General features: G+C 42.8%; 16 protein-coding genes and 1 rRNA gene. 10 read left to right on the forward strand and 7 right to left on the reverse strand.

Features of this window, described 5'->3' with window-relative positions:
• Positions 1 to 200, reverse strand: a 16S ribosomal RNA gene (locus FTT94_RS04990); the annotation flags it as partial.
• Between the two features lie 537 nt (positions 201 to 737).
• Here FTT94_RS04990 and FTT94_RS04995 point away from each other — a divergent pair.
• The 7 genes from FTT94_RS04995 to FTT94_RS05025 all read left to right on the forward strand — a co-directional run bounded on the left by FTT94_RS04995 (position 738) and on the right by FTT94_RS05025 (position 5,889).
• Entirely contained in the window at positions 738 to 1,694 is a 957-nt protein-coding gene (locus FTT94_RS04995) for a VacJ family lipoprotein (RefSeq protein WP_180170328.1), read from the forward strand.
• 98 nt (positions 1,695 to 1,792) lie between these two features.
• A complete protein-coding gene (gene gigA, locus FTT94_RS05000; protein WP_078192616.1) occupies positions 1,793 to 2,761 on the forward strand; it encodes an RsbU family protein phosphatase GigA in 969 nt (322 codons plus the stop codon).
• A 112-nt stretch (positions 2,762 to 2,873) separates the two neighbouring features.
• Positions 2,874 to 3,392: an anti-anti-sigma factor GigB gene (gigB, locus tag FTT94_RS05005; RefSeq protein ID WP_078189558.1), complete on the forward strand. Its 519-nt coding sequence runs from the start codon at positions 2,874 to 2,876 to the stop codon at positions 3,390 to 3,392.
• 32 nt (positions 3,393 to 3,424) lie between these two features.
• On the forward strand, positions 3,425 to 4,249 hold the full coding sequence (locus FTT94_RS05010; protein WP_180170329.1) for a carbon-nitrogen hydrolase family protein: 825 nt from the start codon (positions 3,425 to 3,427) through the stop codon (positions 4,247 to 4,249).
• Positions 4,250 to 4,344: 95 nt separating this feature from the next.
• Positions 4,345 to 4,770, forward strand: a complete 426-nt coding sequence (locus FTT94_RS05015; RefSeq protein ID WP_078189560.1) for an organic hydroperoxide resistance protein — start codon at positions 4,345 to 4,347, stop codon at positions 4,768 to 4,770.
• 202 nt (positions 4,771 to 4,972) lie between these two features.
• Positions 4,973 to 5,365 carry a DUF4951 domain-containing protein gene (locus tag FTT94_RS05020; RefSeq protein WP_180005050.1) on the forward strand — a complete coding sequence of 131 codons (393 nt, stop codon included), beginning with the start codon at positions 4,973 to 4,975 and terminating at the stop codon, positions 5,363 to 5,365.
• Positions 5,366 to 5,538: 173 nt separating this feature from the next.
• The gene (locus FTT94_RS05025) at positions 5,539 to 5,889 is read left to right on the forward strand and encodes a hypothetical protein (RefSeq protein ID WP_111884710.1); all 351 of its coding nucleotides are present in this window, start codon (positions 5,539 to 5,541) and stop codon (positions 5,887 to 5,889) included.
• A 56-nt stretch (positions 5,890 to 5,945) separates the two neighbouring features.
• Here FTT94_RS05025 and gspE read toward each other — a convergent pair whose 3' ends face one another.
• Complete coding sequence (gene gspE, locus FTT94_RS05030; RefSeq protein ID WP_180170330.1) at positions 5,946 to 7,433, reverse strand: type II secretion system ATPase GspE; 1,488 nt, start codon at positions 7,431 to 7,433, stop codon at positions 5,946 to 5,948.
• 100 nt (positions 7,434 to 7,533) lie between these two features.
• On the opposite strand from gspE, the gene FTT94_RS05035 reads away from it, so the two are divergent.
• Together FTT94_RS05035 and FTT94_RS05040 are read left to right on the forward strand one after the other, a co-directional pair.
• Entirely contained in the window at positions 7,534 to 8,355 is an 822-nt protein-coding gene (locus FTT94_RS05035) for a hypothetical protein (RefSeq protein ID WP_180005043.1), read from the forward strand.
• Positions 8,356 to 8,364: 9 nt separating this feature from the next.
• Entirely contained in the window at positions 8,365 to 9,288 is a 924-nt protein-coding gene (locus FTT94_RS05040) for a mechanosensitive ion channel family protein (RefSeq protein ID WP_180005042.1), read from the forward strand.
• 122 nt (positions 9,289 to 9,410) lie between these two features.
• On the opposite strand, the gene FTT94_RS05045 is transcribed toward FTT94_RS05040, so the two are convergent.
• A complete protein-coding gene (locus FTT94_RS05045; protein WP_180170360.1) occupies positions 9,411 to 12,197 on the reverse strand; it encodes a DUF2339 domain-containing protein in 2,787 nt (928 codons plus the stop codon).
• Positions 12,198 to 12,360: 163 nt separating this feature from the next.
• Between FTT94_RS05045 and polA the strand changes: the two genes are divergently transcribed.
• Positions 12,361 to 15,126, forward strand: a complete 2,766-nt coding sequence (gene polA / locus FTT94_RS05050; protein WP_180062973.1) for a DNA polymerase I — start codon at positions 12,361 to 12,363, stop codon at positions 15,124 to 15,126.
• A 150-nt stretch (positions 15,127 to 15,276) separates the two neighbouring features.
• Here polA and FTT94_RS05055 read toward each other — a convergent pair whose 3' ends face one another.
• From FTT94_RS05055 to FTT94_RS05070, 4 genes are read right to left on the reverse strand one after another with little or no spacing between them, the layout of a single operon-like run.
• The gene (locus tag FTT94_RS05055) at positions 15,277 to 15,840 is read right to left on the reverse strand and encodes a YggT family protein (RefSeq protein WP_078189567.1); all 564 of its coding nucleotides are present in this window, start codon (positions 15,838 to 15,840) and stop codon (positions 15,277 to 15,279) included.
• Positions 15,841 to 15,867: 27 nt separating this feature from the next.
• Positions 15,868 to 16,698, reverse strand: coding sequence for a pyrroline-5-carboxylate reductase (proC, locus tag FTT94_RS05060; RefSeq protein ID WP_168378486.1), 831 nt, complete (start codon positions 16,696 to 16,698; stop codon positions 15,868 to 15,870).
• Positions 16,695 to 18,071, reverse strand: coding sequence for a tRNA lysidine(34) synthetase TilS (tilS, locus tag FTT94_RS05065; protein WP_180055946.1), 1,377 nt, complete (start codon positions 18,069 to 18,071; stop codon positions 16,695 to 16,697). Before tilS ends, proC begins: the two co-directional genes overlap by 4 nt.
• Positions 18,008 to 18,832: an acetyl-CoA carboxylase carboxyltransferase subunit alpha gene (locus FTT94_RS05070; RefSeq protein ID WP_078189570.1), complete on the reverse strand. Its 825-nt coding sequence runs from the start codon at positions 18,830 to 18,832 to the stop codon at positions 18,008 to 18,010. Before FTT94_RS05070 ends, tilS begins: the two co-directional genes overlap by 64 nt.
• Positions 18,833 to 18,851: the final 19 nt, after the last annotated feature.

Genomic DNA, 18,851 nt, shown 5'->3' on the forward strand with positions numbered 1-18,851 from the left:
TCCCCTGCTTTCTCCCGTAGGACGTATGCGGTATTAGCATCCCTTTCGAAATGTTGTCCCCCACTAATAGGCAGATTCCTAAGCATTACTCACCCGTCCGCCGCTAGAAATCGGTAGCAAGCTACCTATTCCCGCTCGACTTGCATGTGTTAAGCCTGCCGCCAGCGTTCAATCTGAGCCATGATCAAACTCTTCAGTTTAAAATCAATAGTACCTTAAAGGGTACCAATCTTGGCTCATCAATTACTGACAAAAATTTGCTCAAATAAACTTCGAGTAATTTCTACCATCAATCAATGAAAATAATTTCGATCGATCAACCAGTAAAAATCCACACAAGTTGTTCTTCATAATCTCTTAATGATCTTCTTGTTGGTTCGTCACCAGCAAGCTAGGTCGGCTATATTACTCTTTATTTCTAAAGAGTCAACCAGTAATTCAAATTATTTTTAAACTTATTAAATAAAACCCAACTTAATCAATTCAACTAAGTCATTGTTTTATCAGAAGTTTTAATCTTCATCACCGCCGATGGATGTGCATTCTACAGCATTTCTGATCCAACGCAACACTTTTTTTAAAATAATTATTTTGAGCGCACATTTTTCACTCAAATTACATTTTTTCATTCATATTTTGATCAAATTTGGTTTAATAGTAATAAATCAGGATTATTTGAACGTTTTTACTTATTATACGGCAAACATTTTGCCGCGCTAAAAGCGTCAGGACTATATATGCGCCAAACTTCTTTTTTATATGCAGGATTATTGTCACTTGTCGTAACAACACCTGTATTTGCAAATGACGAGTCTTCAGCACCTGTTGCTCAAGACTCTGAAGCTGCCAATAAATCAAAAACACAACAACTTGCGCATGCTGCGATGGTCAAGTCATCTGAAGTTGCAAAAAAATTATCTGTAAATGCCAATGCAGCACAATCAGAAGAAGATAAAGACCCTTTTCAGCCGATCAACCGGAAAGTTTACGCATTTAATGATTATTTAGATGTCCATATTGCTCGCCCTGCTGCTGTGCAATATGTAGCGAAAACTCCTAAGGATATTCGTGAATCTTATCGTTTATTCCGTAAAAATTTGGGCGAACCGTGGAATGCGTTTAACCAACTCATCCAAGGACGACCGACACGTGCCGCAAAAAGTCTGGGGCGTTTTACTGTTAATACACTGACAACTTTAGGCTTTGCTGACCCTGCAAGCCGTCTAGGTCTAGAAACAGAAGATGAAAACTTTGGCGCGACTTTAGGTTATTACGGTATTCCTTCTGGTCCTTATATTGTTCTACCAGTGCTTGGTCCAAGCACATTGCGCCAAACCGTCGGTCTAGCAGTAGATAGTCAAGGACGTCCACAGAAATATATGCTTGATGGTCATGATGTGGCGTATTGGTCTGAGCAAACTTTACGTGGAATCGATACTCGCGCTCAATTACTGGATATTGAAGGTGTATTACAAGGCGATAAATATGCTCAAATTCGCGACATCTATTTACAACGCCTGAATTATTCAATTTCTGAGAAAAAAGGGATCGCTGAAGAAAACTTATTTATTAATGAAGAAGATGACGATATTGATGAATCTGAAGATAATTCAACAGATGTTTCATCTGATGATTCTACCGATTTCATTGATGACAGCAGTTCAGATGATACCGACACGGTAACAACTGAATAAATAAAATTTTTCAATTGGCTGGTGTGGTTTTTCCCTCCAGCCATCATTAGCTTGCTATAGTACACTTATTGTCTATCGAAGGATTCATCTAATTCTTTATGTATTTCATTCAACCTACTCGTGATATTCCATATTTAGATCAGGTACTTGATGCGCTTCCTAGCGTACAAATGATTAACATTGAAGATCTAGACTTGTATGATCCAACGATCATTGCAATTGCTGATGTTGCCGACTTTTTAAATCACCAATGGACACTTCCTACCATTGTGCTCGCTTTTGAGCATGAGGGCGCTGCATTGGCTCAAGCGTGGCAACAAGGTGCTTTAGCAGGATGGGTGTGGGACCATATTCCAACCAACCTTCAGGTGGCACTCACTAAAATTGATGCGCAATACAAACGCAATCAAGACAGCCGTGATCTCCCTTCTGCTGCAGATTTGCAAAAACGTTTACTGCCCAACCCGATTGAACTCCACAACTATAAAATTGAAACATTCTTCCAGCCTTCAGCCTATTTATCCGGTGATTGGTACGATTACTGGAAAATCAGCGATAAAGAAATCATGTTTTATCTTGCAGATGTATCTGGTCATGGGGTGACGAGTAGTTTACTGACCTCTTGGATGGCTGCTTTCCACGGTCGTTCAAAAACCCCGAGAGAACTCATCAAAAAGCTCAATGGCATGTTGGTTCAAGAAAATATTGAAAAGCACATTACCATGATTGCGGGGATACTCAATCTCGATACGCATGTCTTGAAATGGTCTAGTGCAGGCCATTATCCGCCGGCCATTTTATTTGAACCCGGTCTTCCCGCACGAATTTTAAATACCAGCAGCTTCCCACTCGGCTTAACTGAAGATCTAGAAGTTGAAGAGTTTGAATTTACCTTAAATCGTTATTCTCGCTTTGTAATTTGCTCGGATGGCGCACTTGAACCTTTTGACGGTGGATTGAATGAACAGCTAGGTCAATTGGTTTATCACTTGCAAAATCAATCATTTCAAGCACCAGACCATGTTGCTGATGATATTGCCATCCTAAGTTTACGTCGAATCAATTAATCACGAAATCAATCACTTAAACCGAATACGACTTTCTGATCATACTCGGCTACTTGAGTAAGCTGTGCCCCTATGGGATAATTTACTATCCTTCTCTGCAAATGGCATTTATATGTCAACAGGTCATGTTGAATATGCAAGCTTGAACGGAACGCATATTTTTAAGCTTATTGGCGAAGTGCGTGCCCAATCTTGTATTAGTCTAGACAAGTTATTAAACAAAATTGAACAGCAACAAAATGTCGTCGGTGCAATCGTTGATTTAACCCAAACGACATTTATCGATAGTACTGTCCTTGGCATTTTGGCTAAACTGGGTTTGAAGCTCAAACAAGTTCACCATATCCAAGCGGTAATGTTGTCTACAAACTCTGATATCACAACGCTTGCCAATAGCATGGGTTTAGGTCAGGTGTTTGTTATTTTGAATTATTGTGGTGATCCAAGTGTATGCACTCGCGCACTTATGGAAGAACACATTACCCATAGCAATATGCTGAATACGGTTTTAGATGCACACAAAACGCTGATGAAACTAAATGATAGCAACCAAAATATGTTTGAGCCTTTGGTCAAACAACTGCAAAAAGAGCAGGACAATCTAGAGCAACCCAAGCAGCAAAATGTCTAATTTAGGTTAATCACAGCAGAGACCCTCTTCGCATGACTTTACTTTCCGTTGCACAAATGAATTCTCAAAATGACATTGAAGATAACTTCAAAGTGATCGAATCATTGATGCAACAAAGTCAGGCTCAAGGTGCGAGTCTCATTGTATTCCCCGAAAATTTTGTCTGCTTTGCCGCAGGTAAACAACGTGAAACCGCGGCGCAATTTGAAAGTATTCAGCAGCGACTAGAACAACTCGCACATCGTTATCAACTTTGGATTGTTGCGGGCACACTCCCATGCCCTTATCGTCCAGATGGTTCAATCATTCAAGATGGCCGTGTCCGTACTGTCAGCCTGTGTATCAGCCCTGAACGTACCGAAGCACGTTATGACAAAATTCATTTATTTGATGTGCAAGTTGGTGACGCTGTCGGTGGCTATCAAGAATCAAAATTTTTTGAACCTGGTACTGAAACCGTAGTTGCAACAACACCTTTTGGCAATATTGGCCTGATGGTGTGCTACGACTTGCGCTTTCCTGAACTGGCTTTGAAACTTCGTAGCCAAGGTGCAAATATTTTAACGGCGCCTGCAGCTTTTACTTATACCACGGGTGAAATGCACTGGCAGCTCTTACTGCAAGCCCGTGCTATGGATAGCCAATGTGCTGTACTAGGAGCCGCACAACAAGGTTGGCATGGTGAAAAACGTCAAACTTGGGGGCATGCTGGAGCAAGCAACAGCCGTGGTCAAATTTTAGCAATCACCGCAGAAGAAGGCGCTCAACTACTTACGGTTCCCTTTGACTTAGACAAACAGCAGCAGATTCGTGCATCAATGCCACTGATGCAGCACCGTGTTTTGGTTCAATATTGATTTTCACTCTGTATAAAATTACAAAAAAACTGAATATTATTTAAACAAAATCCCCCACGATATGATTTTGAACCATCATCTGAGGGATTAGAAAAATGACTTTAGAAAAAGCAGTTTATACAGCCCATGCAAAAGCCACTGGTGGTCGTGATGGTCGTGCAACGACGTCCGATGGTCATTTAGATGTTCAATTGGCTGTGCCGAAAATTATGGGGGGTACAGGTAATGGTACAAATCCCGAACAACTCTTCGCCGCTGGTTATTCAGCCTGTTTTTTAGGTGCAATGAAATTTGTGTCTAACCGAGATAAAATTTCGATTGCCCCTGCTGCCTATGTTGAAGGTGATGTTGGTATCGGCCCTATTCCAACAGGATTTGGTATTGAAGTGACGCTTAATATTCATCTTGAGGGTATGGATGCAAGCGAGGCACAGAAATTGGTCGATGCTGCACATATTGTTTGCCCCTATTCAAATGCGACCCGAAACAATATTAATGTCACTTTAAATGTTTTGACTTAAATCCATTTTCAGCTATCTATACAAAGCACTGTTTTAATTTCTTATAAAATAGTGCTTTGAACTTTTTGACTTCTACAAATCTACAGTTGAGCTCAAAATAAAATCTTATCCATTTCCAATACATTTAAATATTCTTATTCAGCCGCCAAAACCTTGCTAAAATATATAACGATTCTTATTTACATTCATTTGTTGATCTATGATGCTTAAATCTCTCCTTATCGGTACATTGCTAATCAGCGCATCCACACTAAGTTTTGCCGAATTAACCCTGTCTGAAAAAGTCCGTCCTCAAATTAAATCCTTGGTCAATCCAGATATTCAACGTCTTGCGCTACCGCCAACACCGAACAACATGTCTTTACCTGCCTATGGTCAAGGCATCATTGGTTGGGGTACAGGCCCAGAAGGTGCTGCAGCGCGCTTAGCCAATATCACCAAAGCCGACGTTGAAAAGCTTAAAACTCAAGATGTCACTTTAGAGATAGTTCAAACTTGGCAAAAGTTTTATGAAAATGAAACGCAGCGCAATGCAGGTAACCCAACCGCGCCCATTCGTGCTGAATTAATGAAGAAAATTGTCAGTTTGTGGTAAGTGAAAGACTGTACAGCCCATATTTTTGGGCTGTTTTTAGTCAAATTAGAAATAAAAAATCATGAGATATTCGATAGAAAGAATAATGAATAAAATTAAAAAAATGTTTAATATTCAAACTATAATTAACTATACATCCATAAAAAAATTAAAATCATTTTCAGGACTTTACAATGAAAACATACTTTTCGATGCTTTTTCTAAGCTTGGCCTTAGCCGCATGTAGCCAAACACCTGCGCCTGATTTTTCAGGAGAATGGAAACAAACACCTGACACGGAGAGCCTACGCAAACTTTCCATTAGCAAACAAGGCGATGACTACCAAATTAAAGACGAATTTTGGCTCGATAAAAATAATACTGAGCGCACTTCTAGTACTACATCAGGTATGGCCGAAGTGAGCCATGATGTTTTGAAATATAAAGAGAGCAATAGCATTGAAATGAAACTCAGTGATGCAACTCACCTCACTCTGACAGATAAAGCATACGATGCTGTTATTCATTTTGAAAAGATTAACTAAAGCAAAGCCCCGAGTCCATGCACAGGCTTCGGGGCTTTATTTATATTTTACACTGACTATTCAGCCGCTTCATTCGTCACTCTGAGCACTTCTTCAATGGTGGTTTTACCTGCCAAAACTTTACGCAATCCATCATCACGTATTGAACCCGCATTTGCACGTACATGATTTTCTAACTCAAACTCAGCAGCATTACCATGAATGAGGCGACGTGTTTGCTCATCAATTGGAACGATTTCATAAATTGCGGTACGCCCTGTAAATCCAGTATGCGAGCATTGTTCACAGCCTTTAGGTTGTGGCAATTTTAATTCGGTCGATGTATCGAGATGCTTAAATAAGTCTTTTTCAAAATCATCGGCATCATGCCAAGTCGCACAGTGACGGCACAAGGTTCGAACCAAACGCTGTGCCACCACACCGATCAGTGAGCTTGAAAGTAGAAAAGGTTCAATCCCCATGTCTTTAAGACGGGTCACTGCACCGATTGCTGTATTGGTATGCAGCGTTGAAAGTACTAAATGGCCTGTTAATGATGCCTGTACTGCAATTTCAGCAGTTTCTAAATCACGAATCTCACCGACCATCACCACATCTGGGTCTTGGCGAAGCATAGCTTTTAATGCACGAGCAAAGGTCATATCCACTTTGGTATTGACCTGCGTCTGCCCGATCCCTTCAAGTTGATACTCAATTGGATCTTCCGCAGTCAAAATATTTTTTGAACCATCATTTAGATCAGACAATGCCGCATATAAGGTTGTGGTTTTACCCGAACCCGTTGGTCCCGTAACTAAAATAATGCCATGCGGACGATGTACCAGTTGTTTCAATCGATCATAGTCATGCTGCATCAAGCCCAAATGGGTCATGTTTAAACGCCCAGCTTGTTTATCGAGTAAACGCATCACCACACGTTCACCATAGGAAGATGGTAAGGTTGATACACGAACATCAACTTCTCGGCCCGCCAAACGTAGTGAAATACGACCATCTTGTGGAATTCGCTTTTCTGCAATATCGAGTTTGGCCATGACTTTGATACGTGACACCAACAGTGGTGCTAGTTCACGACGTGGCTGCACAATTTCACGTAACTGACCATCGACACGTAAGCGGACAGACAGCTTTTTTTCAAAAGATTCGATATGAATATCTGAAGCCCCGACACGGATCGCTTCAGACAATAAGGCATTGATTAACCGTACAATCGGCGCATCATCCTCCTGATCCATCAAATCTTCAGCTTCTGGTACAGAGTCCGCAAGGCTAAGTAAATCAGGATGATCTTCCAGACCCGCTGCCACTTGTTGAGACTCACCGGTGTCTCCGGCAAAGCTTGCACTGAGTAATTGATTAAATTCTTGCTCGCTACATAATTGATATTGTGCAGGATGCCCTAAATAGCGACGTGCTTCCTGTAAAGCCAACAGTGGCGTGCTGTCACGACGTACAATAAAAGCTTGATCACCCTCATATCGAAGCAATACGCCATGACGTTTGGCAAAACTATATGGTATTTGTAATTGTTTAAGTACTTGCATCACGCATTATAATGATGAAAAAAGTTGTTTTGAGTGTACTCTAAGCATCTGACAGCGTGAAGTCTGTTTTTAGGATTTATCAGGACAAGGGATATACGCATTGCCATTAGAAAATGATTTAACTGAAAAGGAATCCCCAAAACGTAAATGGTGGGGGGAATATCAATTTGAACTGAATCACCCGCGCAGTTGGCAGTTTGGGTCTTTATTGTTTCGTGTGACGCGCGGCATGCAAGAGTGGCGTATGGAATATCATCGCCCGACCTTTCAGTTTGACTATGAGCAACAATGGCATCCGATACAAGACCCTGAATTTGGTTTTCCACAACCCATTAAAATGGAACGTTATATGTTCCGCCAAACGCATGACAAAATTCAAATCATGCCACGTTTGGCCGATCGTTCTGTGGTGATTAAACCGGTCGATCCGATTTATATTCCTGCGGGACAGCGCGGAACACTGTATATAAGCACACCGCTGTGGATTGCTGGCTTTGTCGAAGGTCTTAGAGAACCCTTGTTTGATATACCTGTTATTCTACCAAAAGATACCTGGTTTGGTCCGAATCATCGAATGGGTGAAATTTGCTATGCCACAGCAGTTGATGGTCGTACAGAACTTAAACAACTCAAACCTCGTGCTTTTCGTGCTGTAACCCCTATTGAGTTTCATAACGTGAGTAATCAACAGATTCGCTTTGACCGTATGAATGTCCCTGTACCGGCTTTGCCATTATTTTATAGTGAAAGTACAGGACGTTTATGGACTTCACAAATTCGGGTCGTGCATGAGGGTCATGACAAACCGCCGCGGGTCAAAATTGAAAACCGTACACCGCCACAAGCCGGTGACGTGACTTATCTGCATCCGCCACGCGAGTCAGCCAATGTGCTGTTCAATATGTTTGATTCATTTTTCTAACGGTGAGCCATGGCAGATTTAAATATTTCGACAGAAATTACCAGCAGCCTAAAAGGAATGGTCGCCAATCTCAATACTGATCGGCTGACGGAATTATTGGTGGCTGTATTATTGGCAGTCATCGGCTTTCTGATTGCCCGTTTTATCTCGAATACCTTTATTCGTACTGTAGGTATGCGTTTCAATGCCCATCAGCAGTTGGTTTGGCGTCGCGGGATTTTCTATTTCATCTTTTTAATCTTTGTGATGGCCAGTTTAAAAGAAGCCGGCTTTAAACTCAGCGTGTTCTTGGGTGCAGCGGGTATTTTAACGGTCGCACTGGGTTTTGCCTCGCAAACGTCCGCATCCAACCTGATCAGCGGGATGTTCTTGATCGGTGAAGGTTCTTTTGAAGTCGGTGATACCATTCAATTAACACTGATTCGCGGGCATACCATTGAAGGTGAAGTGATCTCGATTGATTTACTGTCGGTCAAATTACTCACGCAAGACAATGTCTATGTCCGTTTGCCGAATGAACAACTGATTCGGGCACCTGTGCATAACTTGTCTAAGTTTCCAATACGGCGAATTCCAATTACCCTTGCGATTAACTTTCATGAAGACATCATCAAAGTTCGCGAAGTTCTATTAGATGCCGTCAGTAAATATCCATTGGTCTTGGCCGACCCTAAACCTGCCGTGACCGTCACTGCCTTTCGTGAATCTTCCATTGAGCTGCTTTTTGCTATTTGGTGTCAAAGAGAGAATTTCCTGAAAGTCCGTGATGAAATGCAGGAACGGATTCGAAATGCCTTTGTCGAAAATAAAATTGAAATCCCTGTCCCGAAAATGGGTTTTGTTGACCACCCGCTTTCTACACAAGCAAGCGATGCTGACGTCGATCAATATGCCAATACACAAGAAATCCAACGAGAGCCTCAACTCAAATAATGGTTTATAGAATTGATATAAAAAGCCCTGCATATCATCAAATGTGCAGGGCTTTTTTATTATCTACTATTTATAGCCAACGACCTCTACAGCTTAGTGATCTAGTACGTTTAAGAACTTCATCATGGTTCAATCTTGTCATTCGGCATGGGGGCAATATAGGCAATCAAAAGCATGGCAAAACCTGCGGCCATAAATGAAATCACTCGCATGAGAGTGCCGACATGAGATAAATCCAGCAAGACCAATTTCAACGTCACCAAGACCAAAATACTGCCACCAAGTAGCCAAACTGAACGTAATTGGCGCTGAGTGGCAAAGCGCATACTCACCAAAGCCAATAACACCCACAGCACAGTAAAACTCAGCTGAATGGTCGCATCGCTCCAAATGTCTAAACTGTTATAAGGCGTATCCAGATATATATGTAAGGCGCGGAGCACAACATAGCTACTTAACCAAAGTAGCCCAAGAACACTCAACACGGCAGCCAAGCTACGATCTAAACCGGCTTTTAACTGTTGATTCAACATCCATAAAAAAGCCGCTAACAACAGCAAACTCACTGCATCAAAAGGATTCAGTATCGGCAAGATATATCCCACAAAAGCCTGCTGACTAAATAATTGCGAACTGATGATCCAACTCAAAGCCAAAAACAAACTGCTACGCGCTTGCCAAAACATTTTCCAGACAGGTTCTTTGGCTTGCCAATAACACCATGCACAAAATAATAGCGGCAAAATTACCACACTGATATACGGCATACCGGGTATCAGCGTCAGACTGGTCCACGCCAAGCTGCTCAAAATTCCGAGACTGACCCACTCTTTTTCTTCACGCACACCGAGTAATGGTCGTAGCCAAAGCAGCGTCAAGCTCAGCCCAGCGAATGCAAAATACATCTGCTCCATCGTTGAATGCCAAAGTAACTGACCGTTCTCACTCACTGAAATAACTTGGTACAGCCCCATCACATAAACAGGCACTAGACCCGTCCATTTAATGATGGACCAACTCCACGAAGCTTTTCGTTTTAACAAGCCTTCATTCACCAACAGATAAGCCACACTGACGATCAATAGACTCAAGGCCAATTGATGGCTAGTCTGCAGCCAATCTAAGAGCAACATGATGAACATGGTGGTTGCTGAGAGCATTTGCACACATTGAAAGGCAATACTCGAACTTGAAAGCTGTTTATGAAATGCAGGAACAGCATGCGTCACGATAATGGCCGCCAAATAGCTCAAACACACGCCCCAATACATCTGTGCAGGGAAATGTGGCAGTTGAACCAAATAATACAGACTTGAACAACCCGCCATCACCAAGAGCGCCATGCCTAAATAACGGCTGATATTGGACTGCTTGTATAGGGCATATATAAATATCAATGCACCTTCAACTGCCCAACCGACCACACTCCACTGCTCTTTCAATACTATCGGTGGAATCAATGCCAAGAAAATTAAGGTCAAACTCAAATAACTTTGTGCAATCAGTGGGATCACAGCACTACGTTTACTGATGCTATACAGTGCGGCAAAAAGCGCTGCAAATAGCAAGCTATACCCCGCCTGCCATACGGTTTCCTCAAAATACATCAAATACAATGCCAGATAAGCAAGCACTGGTGCAGCAAAAATCAGTGCAATATCCAAGGCAGGTTTAAGCTGAAAATGCGCAAGATCTTGTTTCGCCAATAACTGACTAAAACGAAAACCAAGCCAGATAAAAATCGCGGCATGGGCTAAAACCAGCACGCTCATCATCTGACGTTCGGTGGTGTATCCGTGGTAAAAAGCATATCCACCACCCATGATTACCGTCATCAAAAAAGCGATTTGATTCAGATATTTCCACGGTCTTAATGTACTCATGACCGCAACAGCAATATTAATCACAAGATAATAGGCGATGAATTCCGTTGCAGTTGCATCACGAACAGGCAAGGTAAATGGCGCAAGATAGGCGATCAGCATTGCCATGATCGCCAGTTCAACTGACTGTTGTTTCAGACTGAGCCAAATCGTCAATGCCATAAGTGCAGCATACAGTACACAGGCCATGCCAAAGCCCGGAATCACGGCATTGTAATAGGCAAAAAATAAAGTCAAAAACAGCGCTGCAAGACCTAGACCTTCTAGCGCTAAGGCAAAACTGCGGTTTTTGGTTTGTAGCCAAAAACCCAGTCCGACAACACCAGCACTGCTCAAACTCACAATCAGCAATTTCATGGCCAAGCTTAGTTGCCAATGCTCTGTGGCAAATCTAAGTAAGAGCACCACGCCAATCACCAAGACCAATACCGCCACTTTCAACACGGGATTGCCTTGAAAAAGCCATTGCTGAATTTGATTAGATAGATTTGGCGCAATCTTGGATGGTGTATTAGTAGACGATGAATTGAATGTTGCCTGATGTCTAGCTGTACCAATTTCCGTCGCGGGATGTACAGATGGTGTATCGTCAGAATCAAAATTTTCAGGACGGTCTATTGTAGGCGCTGATATTGAAGTAGCTGCATGAATCGATTGCGACTGGAGCGCACGTCCTTGCAATAAATGCAGCTGACGTTCTAATCGTTTCAGCCAACGCAGAAAAAAATAAACCCACAGGCTAATCCCAATCGCAACCAAGTATCCCAGTTCTGTTAACAGCCCAACGACCGTTAATAACGATGCAATATATAACGGAACCTTTGATGTCACTTGGAATGGTTGTTTTGATGAACTCAGTGCATCAGCGCCGTGCTGTAAATCATCGACATAATTCATCAAACTGAGCATAAAACCGATACCACTGATATAACTCAAGATACGGATGTCTAAGTACCATGCCCCGATCCCTACCATAATCAGCGTCATCAACCAAATCATCTTGAGTTCATTATTCTGTTTCAGCATACCTGCTTCGTCATTTTCCTGAATGTTTTGATGATACATGAGCCCGACGGATGGATTAAAACTATTCATCAGTGATTCGGTAAGTTACATATACAATCTAGACTCTGCGTGCGGGCAAAAAATCACGTACAATAAAACCGTTTTTAGGATTAGGAAATTATCAATGCCACCATTTGTCTTGGTCGATGGCTCATACTTTTTATTTCGTGCTTACCATGCACTGCCACCATTAACCACTTCAACCGGTTTGCATACCAATGCAATCCGAGGTGCCATTTCTGCCATCCAAAAATTAATGCGTCGTATCCAACCGACGCATATGGCCGTTATTTTCGACACACCTGAACCAACCTTCCGTCATGAATTGTCCCCAATTTATAAGGGTGACCGTCCAAGTATGCCCGAAGAATTATCACAACAAATTCCATATCTTCATGCATTAATTCGTGCTCTAGGGATTCCGCTGCATATGTTGCCGGGCGCTGAGGCCGATGACATTATCGGAACTTTAGCCAAACGCGCTGAAGCAGCCGGTCATCAAGTTTTGATCTCCACCGGTGACAAGGACATGGCGCAGCTCGTTACTGAGCGTGTCACTTTAGAAGACAGCTTCAAAGACAAACCGATGGACGTTCAAGGCGTTTTTGAAAAATTTGGGGTGTGGCCGAATCAAATCATTGACTACCTCACGCTGATGGGCGACGCCTCTGATGGTATCCGTGGTGTGCCCGGTGTTGGCGCAAAAACAGCAGCGAAACTTTTAACCGAGTACGGTTCGATTGGCGGCATTTTAGAAAATGTTGACAGTATTAAAGGTAAAGTCGGTCAAAACATTAAAGACAATGTCGAAGGGATTACTCTTGACCACCAACTGGCGAGCATTGTTTGCGACCTCGACATGGGCCTTAAATACGAAGATTTGAAACTTGCTGATCCAAATATTCCAGCTCTTCGTGATTTATATACTGAACTAGAATTCCGTAACCAACTGCAGTCATTAGATCATCCGAACAACCCAAATGGTGCAACCTACAAACAAGCAGCCAAAGCCATCAACACCACGGCGACTGTAGCCAATGCACCCGAAGTGGAAGATCAAGCGGACAAAACCAGTGTTGATGATTTACTCGGTGAAGCACGTTATCACACAGTATTGACCCAAGAAGATTGGGATGTGTTATTCAAGCGTCTAAGTACTGAAAAGCGTTTTGCCTTTGATACCGAAACCACTAGCCTTGACTACCGCGTGGCGCAGATTGTAGGTTTCTCGGTGGCTTTAGATGCACATGATGCCTATTACGTGCCGCTTGCGCATGATTATGAAGGTGCGCCGCAACAACTTGATCGCGACACAATTCTGAATCAACTCAAACCTTTACTTGAAGATAATGACGTACAAAAAATTGGTCATCATCTCAAATATGATGCACATGTCTTAGAAAATCATGGTATTCATTTGGCAGGTTGGTATTTCGATACCATGTTAGCCTCTTATGTCCTCAACTCTGTGGCAACTCGTCATGGAATGGATGACGTCGCGCGTTTGTATTTAAGTCATCTCACAACGACGTTCGAACAAGTGGCGGGCAAAGGTGCAAAACAAAAGACCTTTAACCAAATTGAGCTTGAAACTGCAGCCCATTATGCCGCAGAAGATGCCCATGTGACCTATCGTCTGTATGAAGTACTCGATAAAAAGTTACAAGCCCATCCGGAACTGATCAATATTTTGCACAATATTGAAATGCCGGTTGCCCGTGTTCTAACCTCTATGGAAGAAAACGGCATTGAGCTAGATATGAACTTCCTCGACCAACTCGGTGTGGAATTTGCCAATACCATTCAAAATTTAGAAACAGAAATTACCGATCTTGCGGGTCAAAGCTTCAATGTCAGCTCACCAAAACAAGTTGGTGAGATTCTGTTTGATAAATTAGGTTTAAAAGGCGGTAAGAAGACCTCTACAGGTCAGTACAGTACCAGTGAAAGTGTCTTAGAAAAAATCGACCATCCGATTACCGACTTAATTTTGGAATATCGTGGTCTCTCTAAACTGAAAAGCACTTATACCGATGGTCTGTTAAAACAAGTGAATAATGACACACATCGTGTGCATACCAGTTACCACCAAGCTTTAACGGCTACAGGTCGTCTGTCATCTACCGATCCAAACTTACAGAACATTCCTGTCCGTGAAGATATTGGACGTCAAATCCGTAAAGCCTTTATTGCACCTGAAGGTCGCATTTTATTGGCAGCCGATTACTCGCAAATCGAATTACGTTTAATGGCGCATTTCTCGCAAGATCATGCCTTGGTCGATGCCTTCAATCATGGGCAAGATGTACATAAACGGACTGCGGCAGAAGTTTTGGGTATTCCACTCGACGAAGTGACCAGCAACCAACGTCGTCAAGCCAAAGCGGTGAACTTCGGTCTGCTCTATGGCATGTCAGAATTCGGTTTGACTCGTCAATTAGGTTTCACTCGTGAAGAGTCGCGTAACTATATTGGTAAATACTTCCAACGTTACCCAGGTGTTTTGGAATATATGGAACGTACTCGCCAAGTCGCACGTGAACAAGGTTTTGTGGAAACCATTTTAGGTCGTCGTCTGTATACACCAGACATTATGGCAAGCAACAAAATGGTGAAACAAGGTGCTGAACGTGCAGCGATCAATGCGCCGCTACAAGGTTCTGCGGCGGACATTATTAAATTGGCCATGATTGCCGTCGATAAAATCTTACCGAAAGATCAAGCCAAAATGTTACTGCAAGTACACGATGAATTGGTGTTTGAAGTTGATGCTGCAATTGCCGATGAACTCTCTGCCCAACTGACTGAAGTGATGCAGTCTGTGTTGAAAATTTCCGTTCCACTGATCGTGGAAGTCGGTCAAGGCAATAACTGGGACGAAGCGCACTAATTCATTCACGCCTTTCTCCCTCTAGGAGGAAGGTTGGATGGAGGTGAGATATTGCTACTAAATAAGAAATTTCTTGTTTTAGACCTCAATTTAAATCCACAAAAAAGGACGCCTCGGCGTCCTTTTTTATTCAACTCGTCTTAGCTCAGATTAAAGACCAGTCAATAATGCAATTGCGACTTGCTTCATAATGGTTTCCGCAACCAACAATGCCAAAATCGCAAAAATTGGCGACAAGTCAATCATCCCCATATTTGGAAGAATACGACGGAATGGTGCAAGTAGCGGTTCTGCCAATTCTTGAACCACTTCAATATAAGGCGAACGTGACTGACTAAACATCACGACCCAACTCAAAATAATCGATGCAAAAATTAAGTAACGACAGAAACGGATTAAATCCTGAATCATGGTCACAAAGGTCATAATGATCAGATGGAATGGACTATTCACTGCCACGCCAGACAAATACATCAAACCAAACATTTTTAACAAATACAGAATCACCACCAACACCAAAGCTGCGGTATTGACTCGACCTTTGGCCAAAGTTGGGAAAATTCGGCTAAAGATATCGACAATTTTTGTTGCTTTTGCTGTAGCCAAAACCACAGGATTATATGGACTGACCGCAGCAAGCTGCATTAAAAAACGGAAAAATACGAGCAAAATTGCAACGTTAATAATGATTCCAAAAATTTGAGCAGAGCCCATACTTGAACTTTCCTAAATCAAATCGAATTATTTGGTGCTTTCGCTTAACTCTTGTGCCAACTCTTGGCTACGCTTTTGCGCTGCGGCTAAAGCGGCCTGAATATTTTGTGAAATCTGAGCACGATCAAACACTTCAATCGCGGCTTGTGTTGTACCGTTTGGAGAGGTTACATTTTTACGTAACTCCGCAGGACTGTTAGCACTGGTAATTGCCATTTGTGCGGCACCTAATGCAGTTTGCAAGGTGAGTGCTGTAGCTACTTTTTCATCCAAGCCCATATTTTTACCTGCACGGATCATACTTTCCATCATATAGAAAAAGTATGCAGGACCTGAGCCAGAAACAGCTGTTACCGCATCAATTTGCGCTTCTGAGTTTACCCAAAGTGTTAAACCCGTTGAAGCCAAAACTTGACTTGCAAGATCACGATCTTCAGCCGAAACCGCTTCACCTGCATACAAACCATGCGCACCGGTTTGAACTAAAGCAGGTGTGTTTGGCATGACACGAACAATACGCTCTGTGCCTAATAGTTTTGAAATCGTTGCAATTTCTGCACCTGCAACAATTGAAATCACCAACTTCCCTTCTAGCAACCCTTGTAATGGTGCCAAAACTTTTGCCAACACCTGAGGTTTAACGGCAAAAAGTACAATATCAGCATCTCGAATTGCCGCAACATTATCATCGGTCACATGCAAATCTTTTTCAGCCAAAAGCTCACGTACTTTTTCTACGGGATCTGAAACTGTAATACGTGTCGTCGGGACACCACGTGCAATTAGGCCACCAATTAAAGCCTGTGCCATGTTGCCGCCACCAATGAAACTGATATTACAATTTAGAATTGCGCTCATGATTGAAGATCCGATATTGCAGATTTAGCGTTAAGAGATAATGTCGGTTGCCAGCCAGCTTGAGTACAAAATTCAGACTGTGCCAACCAAAAGCCCTGAGGCGTAAAGACGCCTAGCATAACATTATCTCGGCTTAATATTTGAATAGTATGACGCTGCCATGGAAAAATTTGCGCCTGCTGAATGGCTTTTTTCAACGGCCAACTTCCGACACGACCATACAAATGAATTTTTTCGCCGCCAAGACGTGGGCGAATCTGCAGTTGCTGCCCCAATAATTCAGGTGATAAGCCAACCTCTGAGGGTTGAATCACAAAATGTCCGGCAGGCAACTTGTGGCACTGACCTGCAACACAAGTTATAACCTCAACCTCTTGAATGGGGTCAGTTTGAAGATAATCCGCTTTGGCAATCCGATGAAGTTGCTGTTGAAAGCGCAGATAATAAAACCCATTCCAGTGTAATGCCGCTTGCGAGTCTTCGCGTGAGCCAATCACTTCTGAAAATAAACGCTGTACCATTTCAAAACTTGGACGATATTGCCCCTCACCTTTCATCCAGTGCGATAACAACTGACGCTGACGTGCCTGACTGAGCTGTTGTAAAGCAGCCAAAGATAACATTTGCGATGAACCACAGGCCGCTAAATCTTGCTGCAACACCTCATATAAAATTTCATCAGCATCTTGCATCAAATAACTGGTTCGACTCAAGGCTTGCTGCATTTTAGGAAATCGATCGCTGAGTAACGGCCACAAAATCTCACGACTCCACGCACGGTCATAGTCGGTATCAAAATTGGTGAGGTCTTGAATATTTTGCACATGCAGCTGTGCTGCCCATTGGCAAATTTGCTCACGTGAAAGATCTAATAGCGGACGCCATAATGTAAAATCTTCACGCACATCGAATTTTTTCATGGCAGCAAGGCCATGGACACCGGCACCTGAAAGTAGCCGCAACATCAGTGTCTCAGCTTGATCTTGCTGATGATGCGCGAGTACCAATATTTCATCTGCTTGTAAATGTTCGACAAAGGCTTGATAGCGGGCTGAGCGGGCTTGATTTTCAAGGTTACCTTGCGCAACCTGAACTTTTTGTATGATGAATGGAAGATTCAGCGCTGCACACTGAGCGCGTACAAACTCGCCCCAAGCATGACTACACGCTTGTAGTTGGTGATCAATATAAATCACCCGTATTTTTTCAGGGCACAAAAACGACATAAGATGCAGCAGCAACATGGAATCCATGCCACCACTACATCCTATTAAAAATCGGCTTTGTTCAGGCAGCGCCTGAATTTGACTTAAGCAGTCAGCCCTAAATTGTCGCTGCCAAACTTCATTAAACGCTGATAACGCGCTTCGCATCGTTCGTTTGCATCCATTGGTTGCAGTTCTTCTAGAGCTTGCTTCAAGACCACTTTCAAATCCTGCATGACTTTTTCAGGGTTTAAATGTGCGCCCTCCGCTTCGTCCACCACGTATTCCACAATGCCCATCTTCTGCAATTTATCTGCCGTCAATGCCAATGCTTCACTTGCTTGTTCTGCTTTCTCTGCAGTTTTCCACAAAATAGATGCACAGCCTTCAGGTGAAATCACTGAATAAATACTGTGAGATAGCATAATCACACGGTCAGCCACGCCAATACCGAGCGCACCACCCGAACCACCTTCACCCAATACCGTTGCCACTACAGGCACTTTGAGTGAAGAAAGCTGAGCTAAGCTAGTTGCAATCGCTTCGGCCTGACCACGCTCTTCTGCACCCACACCTGGGTACGCACCCATGGTATCAATAAAGGTAAAGACTGGCAGATTAAAACGCTCGGCCATATCCAATAAACGCTGTGCTTTACGGTAACCTTCGGGGTTACTCATACCAAAATTATGTTGTAATTTTTCACGTGTACTACGACCACGGTGCTGACCTACAATCATCACAGGCTGACCATCTAAACGAGCCAAACCACCAATCATCGCGCCGTCATCACCAAATAGGCGGTCACCGTGCAAAGCATCGAACTCTGTAAAAATTTCGCCAACATAATCCAAAAACTGCGGACGTTCAGGATGACGTGCGATCTGAACCGTAGTCCAGGCTTTAGATTGAGCTGCTTTATTTTTCATAGGTCGATCATTATCCCTA

The organism is Acinetobacter sp. YH12027 (assembly GCF_013420085.1).
GTDB lineage: Bacteria > Pseudomonadota > Gammaproteobacteria > Pseudomonadales > Moraxellaceae > Acinetobacter > Acinetobacter amyesii.